Genomic DNA, 15,927 nt, shown 5'->3' with positions numbered 1-15,927 from the left:
CGCCGACCGACTGGTCAGCCGTTGCCGCCCCTGTCCTTGTCGGGCTTGTCGTCCCTGCCCCTGCCGTTGCCCCCGCCGTTCCCGTCCTCGTCGGGCTCGCCCTCGTCCGGCTCGTCCTCCGTCGGGGTCGGCTCGGCGGTCGGGGTCGGCTCGGCCGACGGCGTGGGTGCCGGGGGAGCGGTGGCGTAGCTGACCGTCACCGTCTCGCCTCGCGCGAGCCGCCCGGTGGGCTGCAGGTCGACGACCGTCCCCTCGGCCTCCGCCGGGTTGGGCCGCGGCTCCCGGACGACGGTGTACCCGAGGTCGACCAGTGCGGCGTCGACCTCCTCGACGGGGCGGCCCAGGTAGTCACCTGCGTCGACGGAGGCCGCGGTCGGTGTCGGGGCGGCCGAGCTGGTGCTCGGGCTGAGCCGGGGGCTGGTCGCCGTCGGGCTGGGCGTGGGCGCCGCCGACGTGGTGGTCGGCACGGCGGCCGTCGCGCCGTCGTCGGGCTGGTTGGTCAGCGCGACGGCGCCGAGGACGATCGCGACGACGGCCAGCAGTGCGAGCAGCGGGACGAGCAGCCGGCGGCGGCGTCGTGGCTCCTCCGGTGCGGCGCCCGCGCGCACGGGGGGCATCGCGCGCGTGGCCGTGGGCGGCCTGGTCCCGGCGGCGCCGGCGGCGGCCACCGCGGCGACCGACACGGTCCGGTCCGCGTCCTCGCGGTACGCGGGCAGCACCGCCGTCCGCGGGCCGTCGGTGGCGGCGCGGCCACCGCGGACGGCGTCGACGGCGTCCCGGAACGCGGCGCCGTCGCGGAACCGTCGGGCCGGGTCCTTGGCCATCGCGGTGTCGATGAGCTGCCGCACCGGGGCGGGCACGTCACCGGGCAGCGGCGCCGGGGTGTCGTGGATCTGCGCCATCAGCACCTGCACGGAGCTCTCGCCGTCGAAGGCGCGTTGCCCCGACAGGCACTCGTAGCCGACCAGGCCCAGGGCGTAGACGTCGCTGGCCGGGGTGGCGCGGGCGCCCTCGGCCTGCTCGGGGGAGAGGTAGCTGGCGGTGCCGATGACCTGGCCGACCTGGGTCAGCTGCTGGCTGGCGGCGGTGACGGCCACCCCGAAGTCGGTGACCTTGACGGTGCCGTCGTCGGCGAGCAGCAGGTTGCCCGGCTTGACGTCGCGGTGGACGACGCCGGCGGCGTGCGCGGCGGCCAGTCCGGCGGCGCTCTGCCGCAGCACGTCGAGCGTGCGCTCGGGGGTGAGCCGGCGGTCGCGGTGCAGCACGGTGGACAGCGACTCACCGCGCACCAGCTCCATGACCAGGTAGGCCAGGTGCTCGCTGCGCGGGTCGGCGGCGGGCACCTCGCCGTAGTCGAACAGCGTGGCGATGTTGGGGTGCACGAGACCGGCGGCGAGCTGGGCCTCGGACCGGAAGCGGGCGAGGAAGGTGGGGTCGCCGGTGAACTCGCTGCGCAGCACCTTGACCGCTACGTCGCGGGCCAGCACGTTGTCCCGGCCCTGCCAGACCTGGCCCATGCCACCGGTGGCGATCAGCCCGGTCAGCTCGTAACGGCCCCCGAGGAGCCGGCCGTTCGGTTCCATGCCGTTCCTCTCACCGCACGTGACTCCATGAGACCAGCAGCCCGCGACGGCGTCGACGGCGGGAGGGCGGTCAGCCGCCGGAGACCAGGGTGGCGAAGACGATGACGTTGTCGTCGTAGTCGCCGGTCTCGCTGTCGAAGCTGCCCCCGCAGGTGATCAGCCGGAGGCCGGCCGTGGGGAGGTCGCCGTAGACCTCGTCGCTGGGGAAGGCGTCCTTGTCGTGCTCCTCGACCCGGTCGACCCGGAAGGTGGCCACCGTGCCGTCGGCGCGTTCGACCACGACCTCGTCGCCGGGCAGCAGCTCGCGCAGCCCGTAGAGAGCGCCGGGCTCACCCGCCCAGTCGACGTGCCCGGCCAGGACGGCGGGGCCGAGCTCACCGGGTGTGGGGCTGCGGTCGTACCAGCCCACGGGGTACGCGCCGCGCGGCACCTCCATCGAGCCGTCGTCCTGCAGGCCCAGCTCGATGACCGCTGAGGTGACGCCCAGCGCAGGGATGCGCACGCGCACCGGCGCGCTGGCCGGCAGCTGCAGCGCCGCGGCGTCGGCGGGCTGACCGGCGACCGGCGCGGGGACCGACGCCGCGACCGGGACGTCGAGCCGCACGGGCTGGGGTCCGCCGTGCGGGACCAGGACGACGGCGGCGACGCCGGCTGCGGCGAGCACCACCGATGTGCCCGTCCAGACCCGGGTGGTGCTGGGCCGGGATGGTGCTGCGGGGCGGGAGCGGTCGTAGCGGGTGACCCGCGGGCGGCGCAGCTCGGCGAGGACGTCGTCGGCGAGCTGGAGGCCGGGGGGTACCGGCTGCGGGGGTGCCGGCTGCGGCGACGCCGGACGAGCGGCGCCGGGCAGCGGCGGGGGGTAGACGCCCGCGATGCGCACCGGACCGGCCGGTCGGACCCGAGAGTCCGGCCAGCCGGTCCGGGGTGCGCGGTGCTGCACGCGGCGCCTGTCGCGGGGTGGGAGGGCGGTCAGGCGTTGCTGCGGGAGCGGCGGGCGGCCATCGCCGCACCACCGGCGCCGGCGAACGCCAGGCCACCGAGGACGTAGGGCAGCGTGCTGCTGCTGTCCGACGAGCCGTCGCCGGCGGCGACCGCACCGGCGGGACGCGCGGCGACCTGCGGGGCCGGGGCGGCGGCGGGAGCAGCGGCGGCCGGAGCGGCAGCGGGAGCCGGGGCGGGGGCGGCAGCGGCGTCGTAGTCCTCGGTCTCGCAGGCGATGCCGTCGTTGTCGCGGTCAAGACGCTCGGGGTCGCCGGCGACGGCGTTGTAGGCGGCCTGCGCGTCAGCCTGGCTGGCGAAGTCCGGGCAGTCGCGGTCGGCGGCGGAGGCGGTGCCGGTCAGCGGGGCGGAGATGCCGGCGGCGAGGACGAGGGCGAGGGCGGTGCGGCGGATGCGCATGTCTGCTCCTGGAGGTGGGTCCGGGTGGTTGCGCCCAGCATCAGCCGGTGGTGCTCAGCAGCCGCACAGCGCGGCCGGGCGTGTTCCGATACAGATCCGGCGTCCATCTGGCAGGTGTTGTGGTTGGCCTCACGCCCTCGGTCGCCATCCGTCGGGCAGGTCACCCCGGGCAGCGGCTGACCGTCGGCTGCGCATCGGCTAGACAGTGCACATGACCGAGGTGACGAACTCCGACACTGGCTGGCTCTCCCGGGAGGAGATGGACTCCGCCCGCGAGCGGCTGCCGATCCTCTACGTCGACGCCGTGCCGGTGCGCGTGGACGACCACGGCGTGGTGACCGCGGTCGGTCTGCTGCTGCGGATCGGTGGCGACGGCCAGGTCAAGCGCGCCCTGGTCTCGGGCCGGGTGCTCTACCACGAGCGGGTCCGCTCGGCGCTGCTGCGGAACCTGGAGAAGGACCTCGGCCCGCTGGCCCTGCCGCGGGTGCCGGCCGCCCCGCAGCCGTTCACCATCGCCGAGTACTTCCCGACCCCGGGCGTCACGCCGTTCCACGACCCGCGGCAGCACGCGGTGTCGCTGGCCTACGTCGTCCCGGTCGAGGGCGACTGCGCACCGCAGCAGGACGCGCTGGAGCTCACCTGGTTCTCACCCGAGGACGCGCGCCGTCCCGAGGTGCTCGCCGAGCTCGCCAACGGCCAGGGCACGTTGCTGCTGCAGGCGCTGGCGCACCTCGGCGTCTGACCTCACAGCCGCCGGGGGTACCGACCGGGGAGCGGGCGACCGATAGCGGTTCTGCACAGAACCGAGAGGACGTCGTCTGCATGAAGGTCCGCAATCGCACCACCGGTGACCGGCTGGCCGTGCTCGCCGGGGCCCGGCTCGACGTGCTCGCCGTCGCCCCCGGAGCCCGCGCCAAGTTCGTCGCCCTGGGTGGCGTGCTGATCAGCACCGGTGGCCTGGCGGCGCTGTCCATGGCGTTCGCCCTGCACATGGCCCTGGGTGTCTGGTGGCCGGTGTCCGTCCTGGTCGGCATCGGCTGGGGGATGGTGATCGTCAACCTGGACCGGATGCTGCTGGTCGGGATGGCGCACGACTCCTCCTGGCTGCGCAACACCGCGATGGCCGTGCCCCGGATCGGCCTCGCCGTCCTGCTGGGCACCGTCATCTCCACGCCGCTGACGCTCCAGGTGTTCAGCAAGGAGATCGACACCACGATCGTCACGCTGCAGGCCGAGGCCGCCGAGCAGTTCACCGACGAGCTGGCCGCCGACGCCCGCTATGCGCCGATCCCGGTGCTGGAGCGGCAGATCGCCGAGGAGCAGGCCGTGCTCGCCGGCGGCGGCACGGCCGACCCCAACGCCGACCCCCGGGTGACCGGGGCGCAGACCGAGCGGGACGCCAAGCAGGCCGCCTACGACGCCGAGGCGGCCACCTACGCCGACCTGCAGGCAAAGGCCCAGTGCGAGCTCGACGGCACCTGCGGCTCGGGCGACGAGGGCCAGGGGGCGGCCTACTTCGGTGCCGCCGCCGCGGCCGCCGCGCAGGCCGACGTCCGCGACGCCGCCCGGGCCGAGCTGGACAGCGCCGAGCAGGCGCTGGAGCAGGCCCGCGAGTCCGCCGGGACCGACGCGGTCAGCGCCGGCGCCCGCAGCGTCGCGATCGCCCAGGCCGACCTGGCCACCCACACCGCGGAGCTGCAGCGGCTGACCTCGGCGCGGGTCGCCGAGCAGGCCGCCTTCGACGAGCAGAACGCCCAGAGCGACGGCCTGCTGGCCCGGCTCGAGGCGATGGACCGGCTGGCCGAGGACCGCCCCGCGGCCGGCACCGCCCACCTGATGCTCTTCCTGCTCTTCCTGTCCGTCGAGCTGCTGCCGGTGCTGATGAAGGTGATGCTCAACTTCTCCGAGCCCACCGCCTACGACCGGCTGGAGGAGTCCCGCGACGAGGAGGACGTCGAGGCGGAGGAGATCCGCCGCAACGGCCGCCAGCGCGCGCAGCAGGCCCGGGCCGACCTGATCGTCGCGGCCGAGACCGACCGGATGGCCCGGGAGATCCTCGACCGGGAGATCGCCGCCCGCGAGGAGGCCGAGCGGGCCGCCGAGCGGAAGGCGCGTCGCCGCGAGGCCCGCAGCCTGCGCCGGGTGCTGGGCCGGATGGTCCGCACCCCGGCTCCGGCCGCCGCTCCTGCCGCGAAGCCGGTCACGTCGCTGGAGCCCACCCTGGACACCGGTGAGCTCGAGGCCATGATGACCGCCCCGTCCGCGGTCCGGACGTTCGGGACGACGGCCAGCCGGCCGCCGGTGCCCGCGCCCCGCGTCGCCGACACCGTCGTGCTGGCCGACAACTGAGCCCCACCCCGCGTGAGGACGCCCCGTCACCCGAGAGGGTGACGGGGCGTTTGCGCGACCAGGTTGTGCACCATCTTCCTGAGGTGACGTCACTCGCCGGTCCGGACCAGGGCCGCACCGCAGACGGGCTCCTCGCGGACCTGCTCGACCGCTGGACCGGCCCGGCCCTGGGCCTGGCCCGCCGGATCGTCGCCGACGACCGGATCGCCGAGGACGTCGTCCAGGAGGCGTTCCTGGCCTACTGGCGCGACCCCGCCGCCTTCGCCGACGCCCGCGGGTCGTTCGGCTCCTGGTTCCTGTCGCTGGTGCACCACAAGGCGGTGGACGCCGTCCGGCACGAGGCCTCCCTCCGCCGGCGCACCGACGCCGACGCGGAGGACCGGGCCCGCACCGAGGAGCCCGACCTCGCCGACCGGGTCGTCGACCGGCTGGGCGACGCACGGGTGCGCCGGGCGCTGGACGACCTGCCCGCGGCGCAGCGCGAGGCGCTCGTGCTCGCCTACTGGGGCGGGTACACCCAGCGGGAGATCGCCGCGCGCACCGGCGCTCCGCTGGGCACCGTGAAGACCCGGATGCTGGCCGGCATGCGCCGGCTGCAGCAGGTCCTGGACGGCGGCGTCCTCACCGCGGTCTGAGCGGCACCCGGCATGATCGGGGCATGCCTGCCCCCGGTGTGCCGCTGCAGAAGCTCGGGTTCCTGACCATCGGCGTCTTCGACGAGGCCGACCCACGGGCCGGGCACGAGACGACGCTGCGGGTCATCGAGCTCGGCGAGCAGCTCGGCTTCGACAGTGCGTGGCTGCGGCACCGGCACCTGCAGTTCGGCATCTCCTCGCCGGTCGCCGTCCTGGCCGCGGCCACCCAGCGCACGACGCGGATCGAGCTGGGCACCGCGGTGACGCCGCTGGCGTGGGAGAACCCGCTGCGATTGGCCGAGGACCTCGCCACCGTCGACGTGCTCAGCGGCGGCCGGCTCAACCCCGGCGTCTCCGTCGGCCCGCCGATGCACTGGGACGACGTCAAGGCCGCGCTCTACCCCGACACCGCCGACGTCGAGGACTTCTCCTACGAGCGGGTCGCCCGGTTCGTGCGCTTCGTCGACGGCGCCCCCGCGTCGGGCTTCCGCGGCAAGGAGGGCGTGGTCGAGGAGTGGTCCGACCGCGTGCAGCCGCACTCGGCAGGGCTGCGGTCCCGGCTCTGGTACGGCGGGGCGTCGCTGCGCTCGGCGCAGTGGGCGGGGGAGAACGGGCTGAACTTCCTCACCTCCAGCGTGGTGAAGGCCGAGGTGACCGAGGACTTCGCCACCGAGCAGGCCGGCCAGGTGCAGGCGTTCAAGGCCGTCCACCCGGCCGGGCGGGTGTCGCAGGGGCTGGTCGTCATCCCGACCGACTCCGCGACGCCCGCACAGCGCGCCAAGTACGAGGCCTACGCCGCCGAGCGGACGCCGCGCACCCGCTCGCCGCAGGGCCCGGGCCGGCTGATGTTCGCCGCCGACCTGGTCGGCACCGCCGAGCAGATCGCCGAGCAGCTGTACGCCCACGCCGGCTTCCGCGAGGTCGAGGAGGTCGTCTTCGCGCTGCCGTTCAGCTTCGAGCCCGAGGACTACGTGCAGATCCTCACCGACATCGCCGGCAGCCTCGGCCCCGCGCTCGGCTGGACGCCCACCACCTGACGCCGCCGTCCCTCTGGGGCGAGAGCGGCCACTCCCGCCCGAAAAGGGCGAAAGTGGCCACTTTCGCCCCTCGGGAGATGCGGGTCAGTGCGCCGGGACGGGGACCCGCGGGACGGCGGTCGGACGGCGCACGGCCGCGGTGTGCGCGACCGCGGCGACCACCACGAGGGCGGCGGCGAGCGCGGGGAGCGCCAGCGCCGTGCCTGCGCCGAGGGAGTCGGTGACCAGCCCGGTGACGGCCGAGGCGACCGCCTGGCCGACGACGACCGCCGAGCCCAGCATCGTCATGGTCGTGGCCGAGCGGCCGGCCGGGCTGAGCCGGGTGCCCAGGCCGTAGAGGGTGACCAGGGTCGGCCCGATGCCGCAGCCGAGCACCGCGAGCGCGACGACCAGCGCCGGCACCGAGCGTGCGGTCGCGAACAGGACGGCGGCGGCCAGCAGCACGGCGCCGAAGGTCAGCCAGCGGGCGGGCAGGGTGAACCGGGTCGAGAGCGCCGCGGTGCCCAGGGCGAGCACGGCCGACCCGATGCCCATGACGCCGTAGAGCAGCCCGGCCCGGTCGCCGTCGCCGTCGGCGGCGAGGAAGCCGGTGAGCGAGGTCAGGGTGGCGCCGAAGAACAGCCCGACGCCCAACGTGCCCACGACCACCGTCACCAGCGGGGCCCGGAACAGCTCACCGGCGGGCGCCTGCACCGTGGTCGTGCGGGTCGCGGCGGGCTCGAGCCGCCCGGAGGGGTGCACGGCGAACCAGGTGACGAACACCAGCGTCAGCACCGCGGCGGCGGCGACGGCCAGCCAGGGGGCGAGGGCGGTGGCGAGCAGCCCGACCAGGAACGGCCCGACGACGAACACCGTCTCGTCCGCGGCCGACTCGTAGGCCATCGTGCCGTTGACCACCTTGTCCCGGCGGTCCGGGGCGACCGACCGGCGGATCAGCCCGACCAGCCGGGTGCGCGACATCGGGCTGATCTGGGGCGCGGAGACCCCGATCAGCACCGACAGTGCGAGCAGCACCGGGTCGGCCGCCGTGCTGGTCACCACGAAGGGGAAGGCACCCAGCAGGGCGGCGTTGACCAGCCCCACCGGGAGCAGCACCCGCCGCTGGCCCAGCCGGTCGACGGCCGCGCCGAGCAGCGGCCCGGCCAGCGCGGTGCCGAGGCCCGCGGCGGCGGAGTTGAGCCCGCCCAGGGTGAGCGAGCCGCGCTCGGCGACGACCAGGGTGAGCACCCCGACGGTCATCATCGCGAACGGCAGCCGGGCGATGAAGGCGAGCGGGAAGTAGGAGAGACCGGCGGAACGGACGAGCGCGTTGCCGGGTCGGCGCGTGTGGAACATGACCTCTGCGATGTGGGCTCAGGCGTGCCGCCTTGGTCCACCGGCGGAGCCGGCACAGCAGGTAGATGCACACGTTCTGTTCGGGTGTAACGCGATCGTAACCGGAGACCCTCGGGGCGGCAGGCCGACTCACCCGGCCGGGCGGCTCAGTCGGGGACGACCAGCCGCTCCCGGTGGGCGAAGACGGCGGCCTGCGTGCGGTCGCGCAGCTCCAGCTTGGTCAGCACCCGGCCCACGTGGGTCTTCACCGTCAGCTCCGAGACGGTGAGCTCGGCGGCGATCTCGGCGTTGGAGCGCCCGGTGGCCACCTGCCCGAGGACCTCCCGCTCCCGGTCGGTGAGCCGGGCCAGCCGGGGGTCGGGCCGCCGGTCGGGTGCACCGAGCTGGCCGGCGAAGGTCTCCAGCAGCCGGCGGGTCACCCGGGGCGCGACGACGGCGTCCCCGCTGGCCACCGTGCGGATCGCGGCGACCAGTCCGGCCGGCTCGGTGTTCTTCAGCAGGAACCCGCTGGCGCCGGCCTGCAGCGCGGCGAACGCGTACTCGTCCAGGTCGAAGGTGGTCAGCACGACGACCCGGCTGGGCAGCCCGGCGCCGACGATCTGCCGGGTGGCCTCGACGCCGTCCAGCACGGGCATCCGCACGTCCATCACCACGACGTCCGGGCGCAGCCGGCGGGTCAGCTCGACCGCCTCGGCGCCGTTGCCGGCCTCCCCGACCACGGTCAGGTCGTCGTGCGCGGCCAGCACCATGCCGAACCCGACGCGCAGCAGCGGCTCGTCGTCGACCAGCAGGACGGTGGTCACGGGGCGCCCACCGTGGCCGGCACCGGCAGCAGCGCCTCGACCAGCCAGCCGCCGGTGCCGCGCCCGGCCCGCACCGTGCCGCCGTGCGCGCCGAACCGCTCGCGCATGCCGACCAGCCCCTGGCCGCCGTCCTCACCGGGGGAGGTGGTGGTCGTGCCGTCGTCGCGCACCCGCACGTGCAGCCCCTCGTCGTCCCAGCTCAGGTCTACCTCGGCGTGCCGGGCGTCGGCGGCGTGCTTGCGGGTGTTGGTCAGCGCCTCCTGCACCAGCCGGTAGACGGCCAGCTGCGCGGTGGCGCTCAGCGGCGCCGGCCGGCCGGTGACGGTGAGCGTGGTGGGCAGCCCGGCGGCCCGGACCTGCTCGACGAGTGCGGGCAGCTCGGCCAGCCCGGGCGCCGGTTCCCGGGAGGCGTCGGTGCGGAAGACGCCCAGCAGCCGGTGCATCTCGGCGATCGCGCTGCGTCCGGTGTCGGCGATGGCGGCCACCGCCTCGCGGGCCTGCGGACGGCCAGCGTCGGTGGCCAGGGCGTACCCGGCGCCGTCGGCGAGGGCGGTCATGACCGAGATGTTGTGCGAGACGACGTCGTGCACCTCGCGGGCGATCCGGCTGCGCTCCTCGACGACGGCGATCCGGGCCTGCTGGTCGCGCTCCCGCTCCGCGCGGTCGGCGCGGTCGCGCAGCTGGGTCAGCAGCGCCTGCCGCGTGCGTCGGTTGCGGCCGAACAGCGCTGCGGCCACCGTCACCGCGGTGAACAGCCCGATCGGGTAGCCGCCGTCGGGCGGGCCGTCGACCGGGACGTCGAGCGGGTCGCCGAGCAGGCTGGCCAGCACGAACAGCTCGGTGACCGCCGTGGCCGCCAGCGCGGTGCGCAGGTGGCGGTGCTCGGCGACCGCGACCAGGGCGACCCACAGCGCGACGTCGGCCGGCAGCAGGTCGACGGTGTCCAGCCCGTCGGGCACCCAGTGGGCGGCCACCAGCAGCGCGGTGGCCGCGAACGCCGGCAGCGGCGCCCGGCGGCGGGCCAGCGCCGGCACCCACAGCAGCACGCTGACCACCAGCTCGACCGCGCCAGGTGCGCCGTCGCGCAGGTGGACCAGCATGCCGGTGGTCGCCACCGCGAGCACCAGCGGCAGGCCCACCTCGCCCAGCAGCTGCCCGCGACGTCGGTCCATGACCGGGATGGTGCCGCCTCGCAGCGTCCGCGTCACGCGTCCCGGCGGTGCAGCAGGACCGTCGCGGCGGCGAAGCCGACCACGAGGTACCCGATCAGCACCGCGAGGCCCGACCACGGGCCCAGGGCGTCGGCGACCGGGACGACGGAGAACACCTGGGCACCGGCCTCGCCCGGGAGCAGCCGGACCACGTCGGGACCCCAGCTGGCGGGGAGCAGCTGGCCCAGGATCGGGAGCAGGAAGACCAGCCCGAACAGCGTGGAGATGGCGCCGGCGGTGGAACGCAGCAGCCAGCCGAGCGCCATGCCGAACAGTCCGATCGCGGTGAGGTAGAGGGCCAGGCCCAGCAGCGCGCGCACGACGCCGTCCGCTCCGAGGCCGACGCCCAGGTCACCGAGCGATGCCTGCCCCACGAGGAAGGACGCCCCGCCGGCCACCAGCGAGGCGAGGAAGACGACGGCCGAGAAGACGGCGGCCTTGGCGACGACGACCGGCCAGCGCCGCGGGACGGCGGCGAAGGTGCTGCGGATCGTGCCGGTGGCGTACTCGCCGGTGACCAGCAGGACACCGAGCACGCCGATGGCGAGCTGGGCCAGCCGGTAGCCGGCCAGGCTCAACCCGACCGGGTCGGTGAACGACAGCCCGGGCGGGCCGCCGCCGTCCCCACCGGGTCCGCCCGACTCGGCGGTGCCGGTGAACAGCCAGCCGAGCAGCACCATCAGCACCAGCCCGATGGCCAGGGCGACCCAGGTCGAGCGCAGCGAGCGGAGCTTGACCCACTCACCGCGCAGCAGCCCACCGACCCCGCCGTTGGTCTGCGGGACGGTGCGGGCAGGGGTGTCGAGGACGGCGGTCATCGGTGCATCTCCTCGTCGGTGCGGTACTCCCGCTCGTCGCGGGTGAGGGTCATGAAGGCGTCCTCCAGCGAGGGCCGGACGACGGTGAGCTCGTGCACGGCGATGCCGGCGGCCAGCGCGCGGTCGCCGATCGTGGCGGCGTCCAGACCGCGGACGTCGAGCAGCCCGGTCTCCCCGCTGGTCACGGTGACGCCGTCGGCGGCCAGCAGCCCGGTGAGCTCGGTCGCCCGCGGGCTGCGCACCCGCACCGACTCCCCACCGGCGTGCTCGATGAACGCCGCGGTCGAGGAGTCCGACAGCAGCCGGCCTCGGCCGACGACGATCAGGTGCTCGGCGGTCTGCGCCATCTCGCTCATCAGGTGCGAGGACAGGAACACGGTGCGGCCCTCGGCGGCCAGTCGCCGGGTGAGCGTGCGGATCCACAGCACGCCGTCGGGGTCCAGGCCGTTGACCGGCTCGTCCAGGACGACGGTGGCCGGGTCGCCGATGAGCGCGGTGGCCACCCCGAGGCGCTGGCCCATGCCGAGGGAGAAGCCGCCCACCCGCTGGTCGGCGACCGCGGTGATGCCGGCGAGATCGAGCACCGCCTCGACCCGGCTCGCGGGCAGGCCGGCGGTGGCGGCCAGCGAGGTCAGGTGGGCGCGGGCGGTGCGCCCGGGGTGCAGGGCGCGGGCCTCCAGCAGCGCGCCGACCTCACGGAGCGGGGCCCGGTGCTCGGCGTAGCGCTTCCCGTTGACCAGCGCGGTGCCCGAGGTCGGGCGGTCAAGGCCCATGACCATCCGCATGGTCGTGGACTTCCCGGCACCGTTGGGGCCGAGGAACCCGGTCACGACACCGGGCCGCACGGTGAAGGTCAGGTCGGCGACGGCGGTCTTCTCGCCGTAGCGCTTGGCCAGGTGCTGTACCTCGATCATGCGTCGAGTCTGCTGAGCGCGGGCCCGCCGGTCGTCGTCCGCGCGGCGGCTCTTGCCCGCCCCCGCCTACGCCTCCAGGAGTACGCCGTCACATGGCTGCGCGCGGGGCGTCAGAAGTCGATGCGCATGACGACGCGGCGGGTTGTGGGCCGGCTGACCTCGGTGAAGCCGGCGGCGGTGAAGACGCTGCGGCTGCCCACGAACAGCTCGCCCCAGGTGACCTCGGCCCCGCCCTCGGTGACCATCGGGTAGCCCTCGAGCGCCCGGGCACCGCGGTCCCGGGCGAAGTCGACGGCCGCGGCGGCGAGCGCCCGGCTGACCCCGCGTCGCCGGTACCCGGCGCGGGTGACGAAGCAGGTGACCGCCCAGGCGCCCGCGTCGTCGGGGTCCTCGTCCCGGCCGGGCCAGGCGACCCGCTGGCCACGCAGCCGGGGATAAGCGGTGCGGGGCTCCACGGCGCACCAGCCGGCGGGCTCGCCGTCCAGGGAGGCGACCAGCCCGGTGGTGCTCGGGGCGGTGGGGTCGCCGCAGTGCGTGTCGGCGCGCAGGTCGGCGGCCCGCTGCTCGACCGGCACGGCGTACCAGGCCCGGCCGGGGTGCTTGAACCACTGGCACCGGCAGCGGGCGGCCTCGCCGCGGTCGCCGAAGACGGCCTGCAGGTCCGCCCAGGAGGCCTGGTTCGCCGGGACGACGGTGATCGACGAGCCCGTCAGGTCGGGTCCGGGCACGGCGGCGACCTAGCGCCGGACCCGGCTCCTGGCGGCGGCCACGCGTGCGAGCAGTGGTGACCGCGGTCGGTCGGTCGGGGAGTCGGCCGGCTGAGCGGCCGGTGGGTCGCCCGGCTCGGCGGTCAGGTGGCCGGTGTGCGGGGCGTCGTCGGAGGGCGGGCGCTGGCAGGTGGGGCAGCAGTTGTCGTCGAGGGCGGCCTCGGTGCGCAGCTTCGCCCGCAACCGGCGCATGGAGGACTCGCCGCCGTTCAGCTCGGTGAGCCAGTCGTCCAGGGCGTCGGTCGGGGTGGTGCTCATGCACCTGGTCATCGGCAGTCCGGACGGCGGGTGGGACCGGTCCCGTCGCGGAGGAGATCACCCGGACGGGGCATCCAGCTCCGGCCGCCGTCGGCCGATGCCCCCTCGATCCCTGAGTGGGACCTGAGCGAGACGGGACACAGCTGATGGGCACATCACCGCACCTGCGCGGCGGCACGACGGCCTCGGGCCGGGTGAAGGCGGTCGCCGTGCTGGCGGCCGCGGCCACCGGCTTCGGCGTCGCGGCCGCCGTCGACGCACTGGCGCTGCAGGACCTGCCGACCGCAGTCACCGCCGCGGACTTCGGCCCGGCCGGCGACGGACTGACCCGGCTGGTCGTGAGCGCGGTGTCCGACGAGCAGCTGGCCGCGCTGCAGGCCACCCCGCGGGTCGTGTCGGCGCAGCGGCTGTTCGACGGCTCGGCCCTGGTGGCCACCGAGGGCCTGGTGCCCGGTGACCTGTCCGCCGTCGTCCCGGGCGCGGAGGTGGTCGTGTCCGAGCCGGGCACCGTCGCCGCCGCGACCATCAGCGACCCGTACTGGTCGACGTACGGCTACAACCTGCTCAACACCGGCACGAACTCGCACACCAAGCCGGCGGTGGCCGGAGCCGACGTCGCCGCCCCCACGGGCTGGCAGGCCGGCACCGGCCGCGGCACGGTCGTCGCGGTCGTCGACAGCGGGATGATGGTCAACCACCCGGACCTGGCCGGTTCGCTGTGGACCAACCCGGACGAGGTGTGCGGTTCGGTCGACACCGACCGCAACGGCCTGGCCGGGGACTGCCACGGCTGGAACTTCTACGCCAACACCGCCGACGTCACCAACGGCGGCGGCGACAACAGCCACGGCACCTCGGTCGCCGGGGCCGTGGGCGCCCGGGCCGGCAACGGCACCGGGACCGCCGGCGTGGCCCCCGACGTCACGATCATGCCGCTGGTGGTCGGCTCCGGGCAGAGCGTCGACGTCTACGCCGGTGCCCAGGCGATCCGGTACGCCGCCGACAACGGCGCCGACGTCGTCAACGCCAGCTGGGGCGGCAACGGCGGGGTGCAGATCCTCACCGACGCCATCCGGTACGCCAACAGCAAGGGCGTCGTGGTCGTGGTGGCGGCCGGCAACGACGCGAACAACCGGGACGCCGTCCCGATGTACCCGGCCAGCCTGGACCTGGAGAACATGGTCACGGTGGGCGCCAGCACGCCCGGCGACACGATCGCCGGCTTCTCCGCCTACGGCGCACGCTCCGTGGACCTCTTCGCCCCCGGCGACCTGGTCTTCGCCCCGCTGAACAACGGCGGGTACTTCCTGGTCAGCGGCACCAGCATCGCCTCCCCGCAGGTGGCGGCGGCGTTCGCGCTCTACCGGGCGCAGCACCCCGACGCCACGCCCGCCCAGCTGAAGGCGAAGCTGTTCGCCGACACCCAGCCGGTGCCGGCCTTCGCCGGCCGTTCGGTCACCGGCGGGCGGCTGTCGCTGACCGCGCTGGGCAACGCCGCGGCCGAGGTGCGCTACACGTTCACCCGGATGACCGCCGAGGCCGGCGTCGTCTCCCCGCAGCTGGCCGTCAGCGGCACCGCCCCGGCCGGCGACTACGCGGTGACCCTGGGCCTGGGCCTGGAGCACGCCGGTGAGGTCATGGCGGTCGCCGACCAGGCGCTCACCCTGAACGGGACGACGCTGCGCACCGGCGAGGACGGCCAGGCCACCTTCCCCCTCGGCGGGCGCCCGAGCCTCGGCTCGCTGGTGCTCAGCCCGACCGCGGAGCTGACCGACGGCCGGTACGTGCTGCTGGCGCAGCTGCGCCGGGACGGTGTCCCGGTCGGTCGCCCGTACGCCGCGCCGCTGCTGGTGGGCGCGGCCGCCGCCACCCCGCCGCCGGCGGGCACTGCGCCGTCCACGGCGCCGTCCGCGGCCCCGACCGGCTCCCCGGCCCCGGGCGTCCCGGCGCCCACGACGGCGCCGCGGACCACCACCCCGGCGACGCCGACCACGAGCCCTCGGCCGACCGCGTCCGGCCCCGGCCCGGTCGCACCGACGGCGGGTCCCAGCCCGGTCGTGCCTCCGCCGGCCGTCCCGACCACGGGCACCGCGCCGACGTCGGCCGCGCCTCCCTCGGGCGCCCCGGCCCCGACGGGCACGCGGGCACCGGCCGCCCCGACGACGGCGGCCCCCGCCCCGTCGGTGCCGGCCGGTCCGACCAGCGCGCGGCCGACGTCCCCGACCGGTGCGCCCCAGCCCCCGGCCACGGCGGCGCCGACCCCCGGGCCGTCGGGCACCACGCCGCCCACCGCACCGACCACCGCGCCGCCGGCCGGCGGCACGGCGCCGGACACCGGTGGGGTGAAGACCTATCCGCAGGTCGGGGCGGCGAAGCTGACCTCGATCAGCCCGACCCGCGTCGACGCGGCCGGAGGCACCCGGGTGACGATCAGCGGGGGCGCCGTCCCGGCCGGGGCCCGCGTGCGGGTCGGCCTGACCGCGCCGGCGACGGTGACGAGCGCGTCGTCCAGCCAGGTGGCCTTCACGACGCCGAAGCTGGTCGCCGGCACCTACGACGTGTACGTGTTCGCCCCCGACGGCACCTCCTCGGTGCTCACCGCGGGCCTGACGTACGTGTCGTCGACCCCGGCGCCTCCCACGACGCCGGCTCCCACACCGACACCGACCACCCAGCCCAGCCCGTCGGCGACCCCGCCGGGACCGGTGGTCACGCCGGGTGGGCAGCGACTGGTGCGCTCGCCGCTGTTCGCCTCCCTCGCCCCGGCGGTGTGGAAGGTGAACTGCTCCTCGGCGTGCAGCGGCCTGGCCGTCTGACCT

15 protein-coding genes are annotated in these 15,927 nt (G+C 75.7%); 5 read left to right on the top strand and 10 right to left on the bottom strand.

Annotated features, from left to right (window positions below; genetic code table 11):
• Nucleotides 1–14: 14 nt before the first annotated feature.
• From O2W14_RS18320 to O2W14_RS18310, 3 genes are all read right to left on the bottom strand, one after another.
• A complete protein-coding gene (locus O2W14_RS18320) occupies nt 15–1,583 on the bottom strand; it encodes a serine/threonine protein kinase (protein WP_269177560.1) in 1,569 nt (522 codons plus the stop codon).
• A gap of 70 nt (nt 1,584–1,653) precedes the next feature.
• Nucleotides 1,654–2,463, bottom strand: coding sequence for a class F sortase (locus O2W14_RS18315; RefSeq protein WP_269177559.1), 810 nt, complete (start codon nt 2,461–2,463; stop codon nt 1,654–1,656).
• Nucleotides 2,464–2,552: 89 nt separating this feature from the next.
• Entirely contained in the window at nt 2,553–2,981 is a 429-nt protein-coding gene (locus O2W14_RS18310; protein WP_269177558.1) for an excalibur calcium-binding domain-containing protein, read from the bottom strand.
• Between the two features lie 211 nt (nt 2,982–3,192).
• Between O2W14_RS18310 and O2W14_RS18305 the strand changes: the two genes are divergently transcribed.
• The 4 genes from O2W14_RS18305 (at nt 3,193) to O2W14_RS18290 (ending at nt 7,002) form a co-directional block, all read left to right on the top strand.
• The gene (locus O2W14_RS18305) at nt 3,193–3,723 is read left to right on the top strand and encodes an NUDIX hydrolase family protein (protein WP_269177557.1); all 531 of its coding nucleotides are present in this window, start codon (nt 3,193–3,195) and stop codon (nt 3,721–3,723) included.
• A gap of 80 nt (nt 3,724–3,803) precedes the next feature.
• A complete protein-coding gene (locus tag O2W14_RS18300; RefSeq protein WP_269177556.1) occupies nt 3,804–5,330 on the top strand; it encodes a DUF4407 domain-containing protein in 1,527 nt (508 codons plus the stop codon).
• Nucleotides 5,331–5,413: 83 nt separating this feature from the next.
• The gene (locus O2W14_RS18295) at nt 5,414–5,965 is read left to right on the top strand and encodes a sigma-70 family RNA polymerase sigma factor (protein WP_269177555.1); all 552 of its coding nucleotides are present in this window, start codon (nt 5,414–5,416) and stop codon (nt 5,963–5,965) included.
• 23 nt (nt 5,966–5,988) lie between these two features.
• Nucleotides 5,989–7,002: an LLM class flavin-dependent oxidoreductase gene (locus tag O2W14_RS18290; protein ID WP_269177554.1), complete on the top strand. Its 1,014-nt coding sequence runs from the start codon at nt 5,989–5,991 to the stop codon at nt 7,000–7,002.
• An 84-nt stretch (nt 7,003–7,086) separates the two neighbouring features.
• Here the strand turns inward: O2W14_RS18290 and O2W14_RS18285 are convergent, their stop codons facing one another.
• From O2W14_RS18285 to O2W14_RS18255, 7 genes are all read right to left on the bottom strand, one after another.
• On the bottom strand, nt 7,087–8,337 hold the full coding sequence (locus O2W14_RS18285) for an MFS transporter (RefSeq protein WP_269177553.1): 1,251 nt from the start codon (nt 8,335–8,337) through the stop codon (nt 7,087–7,089).
• Nucleotides 8,338–8,483: 146 nt separating this feature from the next.
• On the bottom strand, nt 8,484–9,140 hold the full coding sequence (locus tag O2W14_RS18280) for a response regulator (protein WP_269177552.1): 657 nt from the start codon (nt 9,138–9,140) through the stop codon (nt 8,484–8,486).
• Nucleotides 9,137–10,312, bottom strand: a complete 1,176-nt coding sequence (locus tag O2W14_RS18275) for a sensor histidine kinase (RefSeq protein WP_269177551.1) — start codon at nt 10,310–10,312, stop codon at nt 9,137–9,139. Before O2W14_RS18275 ends, O2W14_RS18280 begins: the two co-directional genes overlap by 4 nt.
• Nucleotides 10,313–10,344: 32 nt before the next feature.
• Nucleotides 10,345–11,169 carry an ABC transporter permease subunit gene (locus O2W14_RS18270; protein ID WP_269177550.1) on the bottom strand — a complete coding sequence of 275 codons (825 nt, stop codon included), beginning with the start codon at nt 11,167–11,169 and terminating at the stop codon, nt 10,345–10,347.
• Nucleotides 11,166–12,083 carry an ATP-binding cassette domain-containing protein gene (locus O2W14_RS18265; protein ID WP_269177549.1) on the bottom strand — a complete coding sequence of 306 codons (918 nt, stop codon included), beginning with the start codon at nt 12,081–12,083 and terminating at the stop codon, nt 11,166–11,168. The genes O2W14_RS18270 and O2W14_RS18265 overlap by 4 nt, the downstream gene beginning before the upstream one ends.
• A gap of 110 nt (nt 12,084–12,193) precedes the next feature.
• Nucleotides 12,194–12,811 carry a GNAT family N-acetyltransferase gene (locus O2W14_RS18260; RefSeq protein ID WP_269177548.1) on the bottom strand — a complete coding sequence of 206 codons (618 nt, stop codon included), beginning with the start codon at nt 12,809–12,811 and terminating at the stop codon, nt 12,194–12,196.
• Between the two features lie 9 nt (nt 12,812–12,820).
• Nucleotides 12,821–13,108 (bottom strand): hypothetical protein, encoded by a 288-nt coding sequence (locus tag O2W14_RS18255; protein WP_269177547.1) that lies wholly within the window; start codon nt 13,106–13,108, stop codon nt 12,821–12,823.
• A 146-nt stretch (nt 13,109–13,254) separates the two neighbouring features.
• Here O2W14_RS18255 and O2W14_RS18250 point away from each other — a divergent pair, with 146 nt between their 5' ends.
• Entirely contained in the window at nt 13,255–15,924 is a 2,670-nt protein-coding gene (locus tag O2W14_RS18250) for a S8 family serine peptidase (protein ID WP_269177546.1), read from the top strand.
• Nucleotides 15,925–15,927 lie beyond the last annotated feature (3 nt).

It is taken from the genome of Modestobacter sp. VKM Ac-2986 (genome assembly GCF_026967795.1).
Lineage (GTDB): Bacteria > Actinomycetota > Actinomycetes > Mycobacteriales > Geodermatophilaceae > Modestobacter.
Note: the sequence above shows the minus strand (reverse complement) of the source record. Positions and strands in the feature narration are given on the sequence as shown.

What these genes read in the sequence shown, in the direction of transcription:
- O2W14_RS18265 (WP_269177549.1), bottom strand. Translation starts at nt 12,083, where the DNA reads ATGATCGAGGTACAGCACCTGGCCAAGCGCTACGGCGAGAAGACCGCC.
- O2W14_RS18275 (WP_269177551.1), bottom strand. Translation starts at nt 10,312, where the DNA reads ATGGACCGACGTCGCGGGCAGCTGCTGGGCGAGGTGGGCCTGCCGCTG.
- O2W14_RS18300 (WP_269177556.1), top strand. Translation starts at nt 3,804, where the DNA reads ATGAAGGTCCGCAATCGCACCACCGGTGACCGGCTGGCCGTGCTCGCC.
- O2W14_RS18290 (WP_269177554.1), top strand. Translation starts at nt 5,989, where the DNA reads ATGCCTGCCCCCGGTGTGCCGCTGCAGAAGCTCGGGTTCCTGACCATC.
- O2W14_RS18270 (WP_269177550.1), bottom strand. Translation starts at nt 11,169, where the DNA reads ATGACCGCCGTCCTCGACACCCCTGCCCGCACCGTCCCGCAGACCAAC.
- O2W14_RS18310 (WP_269177558.1), bottom strand. Translation starts at nt 2,981, where the DNA reads ATGCGCATCCGCCGCACCGCCCTCGCCCTCGTCCTCGCCGCCGGCATC.
- O2W14_RS18285 (WP_269177553.1), bottom strand. Translation starts at nt 8,337, where the DNA reads ATGTTCCACACGCGCCGACCCGGCAACGCGCTCGTCCGTTCCGCCGGT.
- O2W14_RS18250 (WP_269177546.1), top strand. Translation starts at nt 13,255, where the DNA reads ATGGGCACATCACCGCACCTGCGCGGCGGCACGACGGCCTCGGGCCGG.
- O2W14_RS18320 (WP_269177560.1), bottom strand. Translation starts at nt 1,583, where the DNA reads ATGGAACCGAACGGCCGGCTCCTCGGGGGCCGTTACGAGCTGACCGGG.
- O2W14_RS18305 (WP_269177557.1), top strand. Translation starts at nt 3,193, where the DNA reads ATGACCGAGGTGACGAACTCCGACACTGGCTGGCTCTCCCGGGAGGAG.
- O2W14_RS18255 (WP_269177547.1), bottom strand. Translation starts at nt 13,108, where the DNA reads ATGAGCACCACCCCGACCGACGCCCTGGACGACTGGCTCACCGAGCTG.